The sequence below is a fragment of the Solibacillus sp. CAU 1738 genome, assembly GCF_039888725.1.
Classification (GTDB): domain Bacteria; phylum Bacillota; class Bacilli; order Bacillales_A; family Planococcaceae; genus Metasolibacillus.
Genome location: NZ_JBDQQN010000003.1, coordinates 395637 through 411253, shown reverse-complemented (window position 1 = coordinate 411253; position 15617 = coordinate 395637). Strand labels below are relative to the sequence as shown.

Genomic DNA, 15617 nt, shown 5'->3' with positions numbered 1-15617 from the left:
AGATTTTATTCATGTATTGTGCAAAAAACAATTCGATCTTTACTATTAATATCTTTTACTATTTCGACATCCGCTTCTGGGAAATGTTTTGAAAAGAAGTTTGCAATTGCCCGGCCTTGTTTATAACCAATTTCAACTCCAATGAGTGCAGGTCCGCTCATCAAGCTCGGCAAGTTTTCCGCAAGCTTACGATATAAAATAAGTCCATCTTCTTCTGCGAATAACGCTGTATGTGGTTCATGTTGTAGGACTACATCCGACATTTCATCCGCTTCATGATAGGCAATATATGGAGGATTCGATAAGATAACATCCCATTTTTCATTTGTCAGTGGTGCCGCTAAATCTCCTAAACGAAAATCGACGTCCGCATGCAGATTAGTTGCATTTTTTTGTGCAGTCACAAGTGCTTCGGATGAAATATCTGTAGCTGTTACAGTTGCTTCTGGCCATTCAAGCTTCATTGTCACAGCAATTGCACCGCTACCAGTTCCGATATCCGCAAGCTTTACTGCCGTCCCTTTACTAAATAGCTTTGTCATCCGCTCGATTGCTCCAACAATTAACTCTTCTGTTTCTGGTCTAGGTATTAGGACAGATTCATCGACTTGAAATGTTCGTCCGTAAAATTCCTCCACACCCGTAATATACTGCACCGGTTTCCCTTGTACATGTGCTTGTAGCATTTCATTAAAACGGTCCAGTTCAGCAGGCAGTATCTCGTCTTGCATTCGCATCATCAACCCGGAGTAATTCGTCCTTAAAACATGCTGCAATAATAAACGCGCCGCTGTTTCCTCTCGCCCATGCTCTACTAAAAAAGAAGAAGCCCGGCGAAGGACTTCAAAAGTTGTATTATGCATCTTCATTTAATCTCGCTAATTTTGATGCTTGCTCCTCTAAAATAAGCGCGTCGATAATTTCATCTAATTTACCTTCAATGATTTGATCGAGCTTTTGGATTGTTAAACCAATTCGGTGATCTGTTACACGGTTTTGAGGATAGTTATAAGTACGAATACGTTCAGAACGGTCACCTGTACCAACTGCAGATTTACGTGTGGCATCGACTTCCGCTTGTGCTTCACGCATATACATATCCGCTACACGCGCACGAAGAATTTTCATCGCCTTTTCACGGTTTTTAATTTGAGAACGTTCATCTTGCATCGATACAACAACACCTGTTGGTAAATGGGTCATACGAACAGCTGACATCGTTGTATTAACCGATTGTCCCCCCGCTCCAGATGACGCGAATGTATCAACACGGATATCTTTTTCGTGAATGTCTACATCTACTTCCTCTACTTCAGGTAAGCATGCAACTGTAGCAGTAGATGTGTGGATACGCCCTTGTGATTCAGTTGCAGGAACACGTTGAACACGGTGCGCACCGTTTTCATATTTGAATTTTGAGTAAGCTCCTTGACCGTTAATCATAAAGATTACTTCTTTGTAGCCACCCATTGCGTTCGGCGTTGCTTCCATAATATCGATTTTCCAGCCCTGTGTTTCTGCATAGCGAGAATACATACGGAATAAGTCCCCTGCGAAAATATTCGCTTCGTCACCGCCTGCAGCACCTCGAATTTCCATAATAACGTTTTTATTATCATTCGGGTCTTTTGGAATTAATAATATACGAAGACGTTCTTCAAGTGCAGGAATTTGTGCGTTCAATTCATTAAACTCTTCCTTTACCATTTCGTACATGTCTGGATCTTTTTCCATGTCCAGCATTTCACGTGTATCCGCAAGTTGTTCCTTTACGTTTTTATATTCACGATAAGCATCAACCATCTCCTGAATATCCGATTGTTCTTTTGAATATTCACGTAATTTTTTACTATCGCTTACGACATCTGGATCACTTAGTAGCTCGTTTAGCCTTTCATAACGATCCTCAACCGCTTGTAGACGATCAAACATATTATTCACCTCTATATAAAGTTTACTTATTTATTAGAAAAGCGGAAGCGCCCTGTTTAGCTCCGACAGCTGCTTGCAGACCCGAATCGAAAGCATCTTTCCCGCTTTCGACCAACGGAAGACCGCGGCCTTGGGGAGGCTGGCGCTGTTCAAACCCCAAATATTTTACTTTCCTATTTTCTTATATACACCTATATCAGTATAAAGAAATTCCCGCTCGCTTGCTACTTTTTTTGTTACAACAATTATAGCGGTGGGTTTCTATGGCATTTTCGGCATACAGGGTAATATGTATCATTACCCCCAATTTGAATTTGGTCACCCGTGTAAACAGGCTTGCGATTTTCATCTACACGCAAATTCATTGTCGCTTTTTTATGACAGAACCAACAAATAGTTTTCATTTCCTCAATTTTATCGGCATGTATTAGCATGTAGCGACTACCTTCAAATAATTCATTTTGGAAATCGTTTTTTAATCCGAAGCCCATTACTGGTATATTTAGTTCATCAACAATTTGCGTTAATTGCAGTACATGTTCCTTTGCTAAGAATTGTACCTCATCAACTAAAATACAGTATGGTTTTTCAGAATGATTTTTTACATATTCAAAAATATTCGTATCTTTAAACACGGCAATGGCTGGGCGACGAAGACCGATACGACTCGACACGATACCGACTTCATCGCGTGTATCAATACCAGATGTAAAAATAAGTACAGGTTTATTTTGCTCTTCATAATTATGTGCTACTTTTAATATTTCGATCGATTTTCCACTGTTCATCGCACCGTGCTTGAAAAATAATTGCGCCATTAAAATGCCTCCTAATTCTAGATTACTGAAAAAAATGCCTGCCAGACGAGACCGTTTGGCAGGCATTTTAAAGGTATTAGTTGTTAAGACCGTATTTTTTGTTGAAACGATCAACACGTCCGTCAGCAGACGCGAATTTTTGACGACCTGTGTAGAATGGGTGACATTCGTTACAGAACTCGACAACGATTGATTCTTTTACAGAACCAGTTTGGAATGAGTTACCGCAAGAGCATGTTACTGTTGCAGTTTTGTAATCTGGGTGAATTCCTTGTTTCATATTCGTTTTCTCCTCTCGCCCTGAACCATCTGGAACAGAGTATTATCGAACTGTACCTTACATAGCCCGAATATGTCGGCTATATATGCACACGTTTCATACGTTAAAAATTATAGCAAGGAATATTTTTAAATGCAAGTGCAAAATAATTACTGTAAATATTCTAAATACTCGCCAATCGTTGAATCAATAATAAATGATGCAACAATCACCATTAACACAATTGTAACTATGATATAAAAAATAAATGCATAAAAACTATCAATACCTTTAGATTTGCTACTTAATAACTTAACCATAATATATATAGGAATAACTCCAATTACTATAGCTAGTCCAATATAAATACTAATACTTGCAAAACTATATGATTTAAATAATGCTAATAATATCCCTAGAATAGATAGCATTATTGGTAACATATAATAACCACCGAATTTACTTATAACTTCTTTAAAAGTTATATCTTCAGAAAACAGTTTAGTTGTTACAAATACAGCTACTAAACTAATTGTGATTAATAATATAAAGAATACAGACATGTATAGGAATATTTTAAAAAATGATGGTCCGTAGTAATCATAAAACCCACCACCGAATAATCCTTTTATTAGCACATATACTGATAATGCAGTTAGAATTACATATAAAACTATACTAATAGCGCTATTTTTCAAACTCAGTTCTGTTGCATTAAAATGAGTCGATGGTACTTTTAATTGTTGCATATAATAGTTGAAGTACATTTTCGACTGCTCTTTTATTTTTTCTATTTGTTCACTACTTTCTTGCGTTACTTGAGGTTGTTGCGGTATTTGTTTAAAATTTGTGTTAGCAGTTGCAGCTACCTCATCTTGTACTGAAAGTTCTATTTCCGCACCACATTTCCCACAAAACCTGCCATCTTCTTGCTCATGGCTACATTTTAAGCATTTCTTCATCTTTACACCCCATTATTTTTATTCGATTTTTTGTTTTTTTGTATCTAAATCAATGATTTCATTTATATAATACTTGCCATCTTCATATGAGATAGAATATGATTTCTTGCGTTCATAATTTATCGTACCTTCACTATCAGAAGAATAATTAAAAGTTTCTAATGTTTGCAACTCAAATTGTGTGTCCGAAATTGCATGAAAAGATGTAACATCATTTAATAAAAAATCATAATAATACCCTGGTATATTTTCGTGATCATTTACAAATTTCGCATAATCTTTTTTTATAGTACTTCCGCTTTTGAAGTACTCATCAATATAATTAAAGTTAATATAGGTAATAGCTGCAGCATAGTCAGAACGGAAATTTCTATAAATATTCATAACTTCTTGTTCATGTGCAGCGATTTCTTGTTCTTTACGAATATGTTCAAACTCTAAAAAAATGAACATATCCTCTAAAGGCCATACTTCTGACTTAAATACATTGCCATCATTATCGGTAGTTTGTGCATATACCTCGACATTACTATTAAGTTGAACAGGATATAGAATGTTCAATTCACTTACTGTTTTCTCGGTTGATTTTCCATTGATAAATACAATAGCATCCTCTAAGTCTGATTGAATAGTTACTTCTGTCCAATCATATTCCAAATCTACTTCAACTTCATTTACTACATTTCCTAAAACCGATAGATAACCTTCGTTCGATAAAAGCATATGATTGCTTTCAAAAGTATATGACCATGGGTACTCTCCTTCAATGAATTTACCAAGGCTGACCCTTTCGTTTGCAGTTTCTGTAATAATTTCTTTGTCACCAACAGTTATTGTCATGTTTTTATATGGTGCGTATATAAACAATTCAATTGGAATAATAGAAAACTCTACTTCTTTGTATAATCCAAATAAAACCGGTTTACTATTGACAGATATAAACTCTCCATTGTTATACACTATATTAGAAATATTACTATTTTTTAATTGCTCCACTTCATACGTAAGATTTTCTCTTAATGATGGCCACCCATAGTTTTTAACTGTTGCATAAAAATTTTCCGCTGTAGCAGTAGTACCTTCTTTTACATGAAATTGATTGAAAAACAATTCTTTTTCTTGATTATTATACGCTGTATTCATCTCTTGAATTTTCTTCATCGGATCATAAATATTACTTAAAATGAGATGAGTAACTACAATAAACAAAATAACTACACTAGCAATCGAAAACATAATCTTTTGATTCTTAGTCATTTTCTTTGGCGATTTTTCTTTTATAGCTGATTTGGTAGGCGGACTGTATTCAACTGCAGCAGTAGAAGTTGTCGGAATTTCTTTTAAACTATTCCCACAATTCGTACAGTATATAGCTTCTGAACTATTTTTCTCACCGCAACCCGTACAATATTTCATATATTTCCTCCATCTAATTTACAATAATACTAAAATTATACATCAATCCCTCTGTATTTAACAGTTGTTATTTTGTTTTCAAAATAAATAAAAAAACTGTCCTAAAGCAAGTTAATCACTCACTTTTAGGACAGTTATTTAATAAAATTTATAGCAACCCTTTGCCTTTAGTTGCTTTTTTCATATCTTCATTTAATTTTTCGAAAAATTCTTCATTCGATTCCGTCGTGCGCAGCTTGCGTAAAAACTTCTCTGCAAAATCCGATGAATCACTGAATGTTTTACGAATTGCCCATAATTTATCTAGATGTTCTTTTGGGATAAGCAGCTCTTCCTTACGCGTACCTGAACGGCGAATATCAAGCGCAGGGAAAATACGACGCTCCGCTAAGCTACGATCTAAATGTAATTCTAAGTTCCCCGTACCTTTGAATTCTTCATAAATCACTTCATCCATACGGCTACCTGTATCAACTAAAGCTGTCGCTAAAATTGTTAAACTGCCGCCTTCTTCAATATTACGTGCTGAACCGAAGAAACGTTTTGGACGGTGGAATGCAGCTGGATCAATACCACCGGATAATGTACGACCACTTGGAGGGATAACTAAATTGTATGCACGTGCAAGACGAGTAATCGAATCCATTAAAATAATTACATCACGTTTATGTTCTACTAAGCGACGAGCACGCTCAAGTACAATTTCTGCTACTTTAACGTGGTTTTCTGGCACTTCGTCGAATGTTGAAGATACAACATCTGCTTTGACAGAGCGCTCAATATCCGTTACTTCTTCAGGGCGTTCATCAATTAGCAAGACAATTAATTCTGCCTCAGGATAATTTGTCGTAATTGCATTTGCAATTTCTTTTAATAGCGATGTTTTACCTGCTTTTGGCGGAGCAACGATTAATCCACGCTGACCGAAACCAACAGGTGCAACTAAATCCATAATACGTGTTGATAGTCTATTCGATGTTGTTTCTAGTTTAATATGACGATCTGGATAAAGTGGTGTTAAAGCAGGGAAATGCACACGCTCTTTTGCTACTTCTGGATCTTCCCCGTTTACTGCATCAACTTGTAATAATCCGTAATAACGTTCATTTTCTTTTGGCGGACGCACCTTCCCAGAAACTTTATCCCCATTACGAAGATCGAAACGACGAATTTGTGATGCCGAAATATAAATATCTTCTTTGGATGGAGAATAGTTAATTGGGCGTAAGAAGCCAAACCCTTCTTGTGAAACGATCTCAAGTACACCTTCCATGAAGAAGAAGCCTTCTTGTTCAGAGCGCGTTTTTAAAATCGCAAAAATTAATTCTTTTTTTGTCAGTTTACTATAATAAGAAATTTTGTAATCACGTGCTAGAGAATATAACTCTTTAAGCGTCATATTTTCTAATTGAGAAATTGTAAGAGCTGCCATAGTAGGACCCCAGTCTTTTTAAATTTTACTTTGTTGGAAAAAATCTTTGAAGTGGAAGAAGATGCCCGGAGCTATGCCGGGCATAGTTAAGTTAAATAGAAGTTATTTCGTGTAAGTTGGTTTTTTTTCGATGCTGTGACGACCTTCTACAAAGCGTACAGTACCTGATTTGGCACGCATTACGACTGAATGTGTTAATGCGTATGCCCCTTTATATTGAACACCTTTTAGAAGCTCGCAATCTGTAACTGCTGTTGCAGCAAAAATTGCATCATCGCCTTTTACTAAGTCTTCCATATAAAGTACTTTATTTACATCGATACCCATTTTTTTACAGCGTTCTAACTGTGTTTCATCTTCAGGAACAAGTTTAGCTTGGAAGTCTCCGCCTAAACATTTTAACGCTACTGCTGAAATAACGCCTTCTGGAGCTCCCCCCATACCAAACATTATGTCAATCCCCGTTTCATCGAATGCTGTGTTGATGGCTGCACCTACATCGCCATCTTGGATAAATTTAATACGTGCACCCGCCTCACGAATTTCATCGACAATCGCTTGGTGACGAGGACGGTCTAAAAGCGTTGCCACAACGTCAGAAATGTCTTTGTTTTTCGCTTTCGCTACTTGTAATAGATTATATGTTACCGAAGCATTAATATCTACTTTTCCAGCTGCTTCTGGACCTACAGCAATTTTTTCCATATACATATCTGGAGCGTTTAATAAATTACCGCGGTCAGCAATAGCAAGCACTGTCATTGCACCATTCGTTCCTTTAGCAACAATGTTCGTTCCTTCTAATGGATCGACTGCGATATCTACTTCTGGACCGCCGTTGCGCAAGCCTAATTCCTCACCAATATATAACATTGGTGCTTCGTCCATTTCTCCCTCTCCAATAACTACTGTTGCATGCATTGGGATTGTATCGAACATTGCGCGCATTGCTGTTGTTGCTGCATCGTCTGCTTCGATTTTTTGTCCACGTCCTAGCCATTTAGCAGATGCTATTGCTGCTGCCTCCGTTACGCGAACTACTTCCATTGATAAACTACGTTCCATTATTCATTTGCCTCCTGGTTATCGGCACTATCACCGAAACTTTGCCTCTTATTGTAACATAATAGGTTGAAAAACTAAGTATTAATAAGCTATTTATTATTCCAAAAGTGCTTTAACAGACTGTCTCGAAAACGCTTGTCAGACGGGTTTTCTCCGTACTAAAAACTGTAGGCACATTCAAGATGGGTGAGCCGAGACGAGTTTTTGTCAACAGTCTAAAAACACCTGGGTCGATGTTTAATAATCCGCTTGCTGCTTTGCTTGTGTTATTGTTTCACGTCGAATATTTGCACCTAGCGCACAAAGCTTTTCAATAAGTGAACTGTATCCTCGTTCAATATGATAAATATCGTGAATTTCAGTTTCACCTTTTGCAAGTAGCCCTGCTAATACTAGAGCTGCACCTGCACGTAAATCTGATGCTGTAACAGTTGAACCTTCTAATTTAGTTGGCCCTTTAATGATGGCTGTGTTACCTTCAACACGGGCATTGGCATTCATTCGGCGAAGTTCATCAATATGCTTAAACCGCGCTGAATAAATTGTATCCGTCACTTTTGATGAGCCTATTGCTTGCGTCATTAGTACCGATAATGGTTGCTGCACATCTGTCGGTATTCCTGGGTAGACAAGCGTTTTCACATCAACTGCTTGCAAGCTTTCTTGTTTAGGAACGAAAATACTTTCTTCATCTTCTACTACTTTTACTCCCATTTCACGTAGCTTAGCTGTGACAGCCTCTAAGTGGAGCGGAATGACATTATCAATCGTTACCCCGTCTCCTATTGCTGCTGCCATAATCATAAATGTCGCAGCTTCGATACGATCTGGAATAATCGTATGCTTCGTACCATGAAGTTCTTCTACGCCTTCAATACGAATGACACTAGTTCCTGCACCTTTAATGTTGGCGCCCATATTTGTAAGAAGTGTTGCTACATCAATAATTTCAGGCTCTTTTGCTGCGTTTTCAATGACTGTACGTCCTTTTGCACGTACTGCTGCAAGCATAATATTAATAGTTGCACCTACACTAGCGACATCTAAGTATATTTTAGCACCAATTAATTCATCTGCGCGTAAATATATCGCACCGTGTTCATTTGTGACTTTTGCGCCAAGTGCTTCAAAACCTTTAATATGCTGATCAATTGGACGTGGCCCTAAGAAACATCCTCCAGGTAATCCAATAACCGCCTTTTTGAAACGTCCTAGCATGGCACCCATCATATAATAAGATGCGCGTAATTTTTTTACGTTGCCATTCGGTAGTGGCATCGCGGTCATATTACTAGGATCTATTGTCATTTGGCCATCGTTAAAAGAAACTTGACCGCCAATTTCCTCGAGCAACGCTTTTAATGTCCATGCATCTGAAATTTCCGGAATCCCTCCAATAGTGACGGAAGAATTCGCCAGGATTGAAGCTGGAATTAAAGCGACTGCACTATTTTTTGCACCACTAACTTTTACTGTACCTTGTAGACGTCGTTCGCCTATAATTTTATAAACATCCATAACGGTTCTCCCTCATTATCTTGGAAAGTATTCATCAGAATCTACTGTTATTATTGCCCTTCGCGTTTAGACCAATCCGCTAAAAAGCCTTCGATTCCTTTGTCTGTTAATGGATGATTAAATAATTGCTTTAAAACTTTAAATGGTGTTGTTGAAATATGCGCGCCAGCTAAAGCTGCATCCGTAATATGCTGTGGATGACGGATTGAAGCGGCAATGATTTCTGTTTTAATATCATGAATTGTGAAAATGTCTGCAATCGTTGAAATTAAATCTACTCCGTTATGGCCAATATCGTCTAAACGACCTAAGAATGGTGATACATAAGATGCACCTGCACGAGCTGCCATTAATGCTTGGTTTGCACTAAAGATAAGCGTTACGTTTGTTTTGATGCCTTTTTCAGAGAAATGCTTACATGCTTTTAAACCTTCTGGTGTCATCGGTAATTTCACAGTAATATTTGGGTGAATCGCCGCTAATTCTTCACCTTCTTTAATCATGCCTTCAGCATCTAAAGAAATAACTTCTCCACTTACCGAACCATTAACAAGCTCTGCGATTTCTTTTAATCGGCCGTGAAATGATACGCCTTCTTCTTTCGCAACTAAAGATGGGTTCGTTGTTACTCCTGAAAGAATTCCCCATGAGTAAGCTTCTTTTATTTCTTCAAAATTTGCTGTATCGATAAAAAATTTCATATTCAAAATTCCTCCTACAATCTCATTAATTGTTAAAGTCGCAATATCAAAAATCAAGAGAAGGCCGATTGAACGCAATCAGACACTTCTCCTGCAATAGTTTACTCACACAAAGGCTAGATGCCTTTGTTTTTTATTATGCTTTTTGAGAGCTGCCGAATTCGCGCATTTTACCCATTACAGTTGTTTTAATAGCGTCACGAGCAGGTGTTAAATATTTACGTGGATCGTATACTTTTGTATCGTTTGCTAACACTTCACGAACTGCTTTTGTTGCAGCAATTTGGTTTTCAGTGTTAACATTGATTTTCGCTGTTCCTAAAGAGATTGAACGTTGAATATCTTTTGTTGGGATACCAGTTCCACCGTGTAATACTAAAGGTACATCTGTTAAATTAGAGATTTCCTCCATTTCAGCGAAGCCAAGGTTTGGTTCGCCTTTGTAAGGTCCGTGAACAGAACCTAAAGCAGGCGCTAAACAATCAATGCCTGTTGCTACTACAAGATTTTTACATTCAGTAGGATTTGCATACATAATGCCACCGATTACGCCATCTTCCTCGCCACCAACAGTCCCAAGCTCTGCTTCAACTGAAACATTGTGAGTATGTGCATATTCTACAACTTCTTTCGTAATGCTTACGTTTTCCTCATAAGGATGGTGAGAAGCGTCAATCATAACAGAAGTGAATCCAGCATCAATAGCTTCTTTACATTTATCAAAGCTTGAACCGTGATCTAAGTGAATTGCAACTGGAACTGTAATATTGTAAGAAGCGATTAATCCTTTTACCATGTGAACAACCGCAACAAATCCACCCATGTATTTTCCGGCACCTTCAGATACACCTAAAATAACTGGAGAATTCTCCTCTTGAGCAGCTAATAAGATCGCTTGTGTAAATTCTAAATTGTTAATATTGAATTGTCCTACCGCGTATCCTTCTGCTTTTGCTTTGATTAACATTTCTTTCATTGAAACTAATGCCATTATGAAAATCCTCCTCGGATATTAAATAAAAATTTTTATGAAAACTTCCTCCTCATCATATCAAAAATAGGGAGTATTCGCCACTGCCTATAGAAAGCATTTTCCATTAGGCTGTTAAAATTTTATTTATTTCATCTCTTATTTCAAAAATATTGAATGGCTTTGTAAAATATTTGACGACACCTAACTCAATTGCTTCTTCAATCGCCTCTTGTTCGCCATATGCAGTCATCATAATTACAGGAATGTGCATATTTTTTTCTTTTAAATGTTTTAGTATTTCAATACCATTCATACCCGGAATTTTCATATCCAGCAGTACACAATCTATTTTCTCTTTATCAAAAGTATGTAATGCTTCAATGCCATTTGCAGCTAAATATGTTTCATAACCTTCTTTTTTAAACACTTCATTCAGTAATAACCGAATCCCTTTTTGATCATCGACGATTAATATTCCCTTCATATAAATAATCCCCTTAATTCGTAATATTAATAAGTAGTAAATACTATCATTTATTCTCTTTTCATTCAAATTATTACAATTAATATTCCCATTTTGCATTTTATTTCGTACAAAACTATAATGTAGAAGAGGTGGAGATATGTCAAAAATCTTAACTACTCAGATGAGTGGGCTATTACAACGGATAAATCAAAGTGAAGCGGAGTCAATCGAAGATACAGCTCGTCTATTGGCACAAGCAGCAATTGGACAAGGTACTATTTACTTTGCATGCTTCGGTGAAATGGAAGGTGTTGCATTGAATGCTATTTCCTCTGCAGACCCTATGAGCAAAGTCGTAAGATGGACATCTGAATCCATCATAACAGATGTAGACCGTGTCTGTATTTTCACACGCAATGCGAATGATTTGCAAGCACTTGCACTCGCCCAAAAACTTTACGATGATTTTATACCATTTGCGGCTATAGCAAGCGAAACAGCAAACGAGGATAATCCACTTAGTGAGCTAGCTTATACGTATATATCTTTGAAAATACGCAGTGGAATTTTACCCCATCCTACAAAGTTAGGTGAACGTATCGTTATGCCACATTTAATCGCTGCATTATTTGTTTATGAGGCTATCAAGCTTGAATATGATGAAATGATTGCTGGAGACGATGAAATAGAAGAATAAATAAAACGATGTGCTCTACAATTTACGCACATCGTTTCAGATTGTCGACAAAAGGTCTTCAGAACGGTCTCGTTCTGAAGGCCTTTTGTATTTTTAAAAGTTTTTTTGGTATTTTACAGTCTTGTTTAATCAAAAGAGCTCTTCAAAAGTGCGGCACTTCTGAATGAAATCAAAATCCTAAAAACCAACGATAAGCCATGTTCGTTTCAATTTCTTTTATAGTTTGACACATAGAATGAATACCCAATGTATATTGAATAAATGTCATATTGAATAGCACAACGGTGCCAATACAAGTTGATTGGAGTGGAAGGCGCGACACTCCTGCAGGAACAGCAATGTTTTCTGCGGCGAAAGCAGAGCGACAGTCGCACGGGCGGAAAATCCATTTTTGCGGAGACCCGCCGCAAAAATTAGTTGAAGCCGTGCCTGCGGAAAGGGAGCGCCTGGAAAGGAAATCAACGGTTTCTTACTATTATTGTAAAAAGATAAAAGACCGTAGGAAAACTCAAATTTCTATGAGTTTGCCTACGGTCTGAAACGATGTGCGCTACAATTTGCGCACATCGTTTTTTTTAGCGTTGATTATTGAATGCTGCACCAACAAACTCACGGAATAGTGGTTGTGGACGTTGTGGACGAGAGATTAATTCTGGATGGAATTGTGCTGCCACATAGAATTTTTTCTCAGGTAATTCGATAATTTCGACAAGCTTATTATCAGGAGATACGCCCGAGAAAACTAGGCCTGCCGCTTCCATTGCTTCACGGAATTCGTTGTTAAATTCATAACGATGGCGATGACGCTCGTACACTAATTCTTCACCTTCATAAGCAGCCATTGCGCGAGAGCCTTCTTTTAATTTACACGGATATAAACCAAGACGTAACGTACCGCCAAGATCAATATTATCCGATTGATCAGGTAAGAAGTCGATAATTGGGTACTGTGTATTTTTATCTAATTCTGTTGAATGTGCACCTTGTAAACCAAGTACATTACGAGCAAATTCAACAGTTGCTAGCTGCATACCTAAGCAAATACCTAGGAATGGTACATCGTTTTCACGCGCAAATTGTGTTGCAAGAATTTTCCCTTCAACACCGCGATCACCGAAACCACCTGGTACTAAAATTCCGTCTGCATCTTTTAATAATTCATGTACATTTTCAGCTGTAATATGTTCTGAATTTACCCAGTCAATTTCGATATCTGAATCATATACATAACCCGCATGTTTTAACGCTTCCGCAACTGAAATATATGCATCTTGTAATTCAACATATTTTCCTACTAATGCAATGCGTGTTTTATTTTTTAAGTTTTTAACTTTATTCACAAGCTCTTTCCAGTCCGCCATATCTGCTTCAGGAGCTTCGATACCGAAATGGTCTAATACAATATCATCGAAATCTTGCGCATGTAAGTTTAACGGCACTTCATATAAATACTCTGCATCGCGAGATTCAATAATTTCGTGTGGTTGAACATCACAAAATAGCGCTAATTTTTCTTTCATTTCTTGTGACACCGCTTGTTCAGTACGCACAACGATAATATTTGGCTGAATACCTAGAGAACGTAATTCTTTTACAGAATGTTGAGTAGGTTTTGTCTTTAATTCACCCGCTGCTTTAATGTATGGAATTAACGTACAGTGAATATATAAAACATTGTCATGTCCTAAATTTGTTTTCATTTGGCGAATTGCTTCAAGGAATGGTAATGATTCAATATCCCCTACTGTTCCACCTACTTCAGTAATTACAACGTCCGCGCTTGTTTCACGTCCTGCACGTTGAATTCGATCTTTAATTTCATTTGTAATGTGAGGGATTACTTGTACAGTTCCGCCGTTATAATCACCACGACGTTCTTTGTTTAATACGGATTGATACACACGACCAGATGTAACTGTTGAGTGTTTTCCTAAGTTAATATCAATGAAACGCTCATAGTGACCTAAATCTAAGTCCGCTTCAGCACCGTCATCTGTTACGAATACTTCACCATGCTGATAAGGGCTCATCGTACCCGGATCGATATTTAAATATGGGTCAAATTTTTGAATTGTTACTTGCAGACCACGGTTTTTTAGCAAGCGGCCTAATGATGCTGCGACAATCCCTTTACCAAGTGAAGAAACTACCCCACCTGTTACGAAAATATACTTTGTCATAATAAATTCCTCCTTAAAATAAGAAAAGCTTGAAGTCCAATTAAGGCTTTCGAAGCGATTGAAAAAAATATTTACTTAAGGTTGTAAAACCATTTATAAAAAAACAAAAAACGCTCCCTCCTGCATATTGTGCAGGGGGAGCGTATAACTTATACGGTCAATCTCCTTTTTTAAGGAGCCCAAGTAAAAGATTATTCGGAACAAGAAAAGAAGTCAAGCACTTTTGTTCGTAACAAACATATGTTTATTATATAAAAATTGCTTATGCAACGAAATAGTTAAATCTCTTCTTCCTCTTCTAGGTCTTCCTCTTCTACATCTTCTAAAAGGAATTCGTCTTCTTCATCGATTAACTCTTCGTCGATTTCGGCATCAAGGTCTTCGATTTCTTCTTCGTCGAATTCAATTACTTCTTCGTCTTCGATTTCTTCTTCTTCGTCCACGAACTCATCGAAGTCTTCTTCAAATACTACATCTTCTTCATCAAGATCTTCTAAATCATCGTCTTCATCAACAGCAGCCTTCGATTTTTTCTTGCGAATTTTAACTGTTGGTGCAGTTTCTTCTTCAATTGTTTCAATTTTATACCAAGTACGTAAGCCCCAGCCGTTTTCATGGTTTAACAAGAATCGACCGTCAATATTCATATCTGTATAAAATTGCAATAAACGATCTTTTAATTCTGCCTCAGAAAATCCATTTAATTTTTGGATTTCTTTTAATAAATCTGCAAATGCAATGGCAGATTTTCTTTCTTCTAATATTGCGTATGCTAAGTCGATTAACGACTCTTCTGCTAGTTGTTCTTTTGTCATTTCACGAAAGTTCAAATCGTGCACGCCCTTTCTTTTATCATACCTATTATAGAGATAGATCCGTTCTATTAAATAAAAACGAAAGCATAATACCCATTATATACAAACATCCTATCACTATGCTAGTTTCATTTATTGTTTTTTATTTTCACTACTTCTTTAATACCTAAATAAAAGAAAAACGCTGACAAAAGGAGCAATGGCACTGATGCCATTTGTTTATTATACAAAATGAAAGTTGCGAACAAACCAGTAAGTATAACCATATATGTTAGAAAACTTTTCATCCGCTTGCCCCTCCTTTCGATTTTGTAAAATTAGTATACCTAAATATTTAGGATACGTATCGCTTTAAATACCGATATTTTACCCTATTTTATAAA

General features: G+C 37.0%; 16 protein-coding genes and 1 pseudogene. 1 reads left to right on the top strand and 16 read right to left on the bottom strand.

Annotated features, from left to right (window positions below):
- Positions 1–5: 5 nt before the first annotated feature.
- The 12 genes from prmC to AAFN87_RS11405 all read right to left on the bottom strand — a co-directional run bounded on the left by prmC (position 6) and on the right by AAFN87_RS11405 (position 11560).
- A complete protein-coding gene (gene prmC, locus AAFN87_RS11460) occupies positions 6–869 on the bottom strand; it encodes a peptide chain release factor N(5)-glutamine methyltransferase (RefSeq protein ID WP_347791197.1) in 864 nt (287 codons plus the stop codon).
- Positions 856–1932: a peptide chain release factor 1 gene (gene prfA / locus AAFN87_RS11455; protein ID WP_347791196.1), complete on the bottom strand. Its 1077-nt coding sequence runs from the start codon at positions 1930–1932 to the stop codon at positions 856–858. Before prfA ends, prmC begins: the two co-directional genes overlap by 14 nt.
- Before the next feature lie 245 nt (positions 1933–2177).
- The gene (locus AAFN87_RS11450; RefSeq protein ID WP_347791195.1) at positions 2178–2750 is read right to left on the bottom strand and encodes a thymidine kinase; all 573 of its coding nucleotides are present in this window, start codon (positions 2748–2750) and stop codon (positions 2178–2180) included.
- A gap of 76 nt (positions 2751–2826) precedes the next feature.
- Positions 2827–3030, bottom strand: a complete 204-nt coding sequence (gene rpmE / locus AAFN87_RS11445; protein ID WP_347791194.1) for a 50S ribosomal protein L31 — start codon at positions 3028–3030, stop codon at positions 2827–2829.
- A gap of 149 nt (positions 3031–3179) precedes the next feature.
- The gene (locus AAFN87_RS11440; protein ID WP_347791193.1) at positions 3180–3971 is read right to left on the bottom strand and encodes a zinc ribbon domain-containing protein; all 792 of its coding nucleotides are present in this window, start codon (positions 3969–3971) and stop codon (positions 3180–3182) included.
- A gap of 18 nt (positions 3972–3989) precedes the next feature.
- Positions 3990–5387 carry a TcaA NTF2-like domain-containing protein gene (locus AAFN87_RS11435; RefSeq protein WP_347791192.1) on the bottom strand — a complete coding sequence of 466 codons (1398 nt, stop codon included), beginning with the start codon at positions 5385–5387 and terminating at the stop codon, positions 3990–3992.
- Positions 5388–5535: 148 nt separating this feature from the next.
- On the bottom strand, positions 5536–6819 hold the full coding sequence (rho, locus tag AAFN87_RS11430) for a transcription termination factor Rho (protein ID WP_347791191.1): 1284 nt from the start codon (positions 6817–6819) through the stop codon (positions 5536–5538).
- Positions 6820–6921: 102 nt separating this feature from the next.
- Positions 6922–7884 carry a class II fructose-bisphosphatase gene (glpX, locus tag AAFN87_RS11425; protein WP_347791190.1) on the bottom strand — a complete coding sequence of 321 codons (963 nt, stop codon included), beginning with the start codon at positions 7882–7884 and terminating at the stop codon, positions 6922–6924.
- Between the two features lie 237 nt (positions 7885–8121).
- Positions 8122–9402, bottom strand: a complete 1281-nt coding sequence (locus tag AAFN87_RS11420; protein WP_347791189.1) for a UDP-N-acetylglucosamine 1-carboxyvinyltransferase — start codon at positions 9400–9402, stop codon at positions 8122–8124.
- 50 nt (positions 9403–9452) lie between these two features.
- Positions 9453–10103: a fructose-6-phosphate aldolase gene (fsa, locus tag AAFN87_RS11415; RefSeq protein WP_347791188.1), complete on the bottom strand. Its 651-nt coding sequence runs from the start codon at positions 10101–10103 to the stop codon at positions 9453–9455.
- 136 nt (positions 10104–10239) lie between these two features.
- Complete coding sequence (locus AAFN87_RS11410; RefSeq protein WP_347791187.1) at positions 10240–11094, bottom strand: class II fructose-bisphosphate aldolase; 855 nt, start codon at positions 11092–11094, stop codon at positions 10240–10242.
- Positions 11095–11200: 106 nt separating this feature from the next.
- Entirely contained in the window at positions 11201–11560 is a 360-nt protein-coding gene (locus AAFN87_RS11405; protein ID WP_347791186.1) for a response regulator, read from the bottom strand.
- 139 nt (positions 11561–11699) lie between these two features.
- On the opposite strand from AAFN87_RS11405, the gene AAFN87_RS11400 reads away from it, so the two are divergent.
- Positions 11700–12239: a DUF2529 family protein gene (locus AAFN87_RS11400; RefSeq protein WP_347791185.1), complete on the top strand. Its 540-nt coding sequence runs from the start codon at positions 11700–11702 to the stop codon at positions 12237–12239.
- A gap of 172 nt (positions 12240–12411) precedes the next feature.
- Here the strand turns inward: AAFN87_RS11400 and AAFN87_RS11395 are convergent.
- The 4 genes and pseudogenes from AAFN87_RS11395 to AAFN87_RS11380 all read right to left on the bottom strand — a co-directional run.
- Positions 12412–12531: pseudogene (locus tag AAFN87_RS11395) on the bottom strand (transposase); the annotation flags it as partial.
- Positions 12532–12814: 283 nt separating this feature from the next.
- A complete protein-coding gene (locus AAFN87_RS11390; protein WP_347791184.1) occupies positions 12815–14419 on the bottom strand; it encodes a CTP synthase in 1605 nt (534 codons plus the stop codon).
- Between the two features lie 278 nt (positions 14420–14697).
- On the bottom strand, positions 14698–15249 hold the full coding sequence (gene rpoE, locus AAFN87_RS11385; protein WP_347791183.1) for a DNA-directed RNA polymerase subunit delta: 552 nt from the start codon (positions 15247–15249) through the stop codon (positions 14698–14700).
- Between the two features lie 113 nt (positions 15250–15362).
- A complete protein-coding gene (locus AAFN87_RS11380) occupies positions 15363–15521 on the bottom strand; it encodes a hypothetical protein (protein WP_347791182.1) in 159 nt (52 codons plus the stop codon).
- Between the last annotated feature and the right edge of the window lie 96 nt (positions 15522–15617).

Coding starts and splice junctions, on each gene's coding strand:
- prmC (WP_347791197.1), bottom strand. CDS start 869: ATGAAGATGCATAATACAACTTTTGAAGTCCTTCGCCGGGCTTCTTCT.
- prfA (WP_347791196.1), bottom strand. CDS start 1,932: ATGTTTGATCGTCTACAAGCGGTTGAGGATCGTTATGAAAGGCTAAAC.
- AAFN87_RS11450 (WP_347791195.1), bottom strand. CDS start 2,750: ATGGCGCAATTATTTTTCAAGCACGGTGCGATGAACAGTGGAAAATCG.
- rpmE (WP_347791194.1), bottom strand. CDS start 3,030: ATGAAACAAGGAATTCACCCAGATTACAAAACTGCAACAGTAACATGC.
- AAFN87_RS11440 (WP_347791193.1), bottom strand. CDS start 3,971: ATGAAGAAATGCTTAAAATGTAGCCATGAGCAAGAAGATGGCAGGTTT.
- AAFN87_RS11435 (WP_347791192.1), bottom strand. CDS start 5,387: ATGAAATATTGTACGGGTTGCGGTGAGAAAAATAGTTCAGAAGCTATA.
- rho (WP_347791191.1), bottom strand. CDS start 6,819: ATGGCAGCTCTTACAATTTCTCAATTAGAAAATATGACGCTTAAAGAG.
- glpX (WP_347791190.1), bottom strand. CDS start 7,884: ATGGAACGTAGTTTATCAATGGAAGTAGTTCGCGTAACGGAGGCAGCA.
- AAFN87_RS11420 (WP_347791189.1), bottom strand. CDS start 9,402: ATGGATGTTTATAAAATTATAGGCGAACGACGTCTACAAGGTACAGTA.
- fsa (WP_347791188.1), bottom strand. CDS start 10,103: ATGAAATTTTTTATCGATACAGCAAATTTTGAAGAAATAAAAGAAGCT.
- AAFN87_RS11410 (WP_347791187.1), bottom strand. CDS start 11,094: ATGGCATTAGTTTCAATGAAAGAAATGTTAATCAAAGCAAAAGCAGAA.
- AAFN87_RS11405 (WP_347791186.1), bottom strand. CDS start 11,560: ATGAAGGGAATATTAATCGTCGATGATCAAAAAGGGATTCGGTTATTA.
- AAFN87_RS11400 (WP_347791185.1), top strand. CDS start 11,700: ATGTCAAAAATCTTAACTACTCAGATGAGTGGGCTATTACAACGGATA.
- AAFN87_RS11390 (WP_347791184.1), bottom strand. CDS start 14,419: ATGACAAAGTATATTTTCGTAACAGGTGGGGTAGTTTCTTCACTTGGT.
- AAFN87_RS11380 (WP_347791182.1), bottom strand. CDS start 15,521: ATGAAAAGTTTTCTAACATATATGGTTATACTTACTGGTTTGTTCGCA.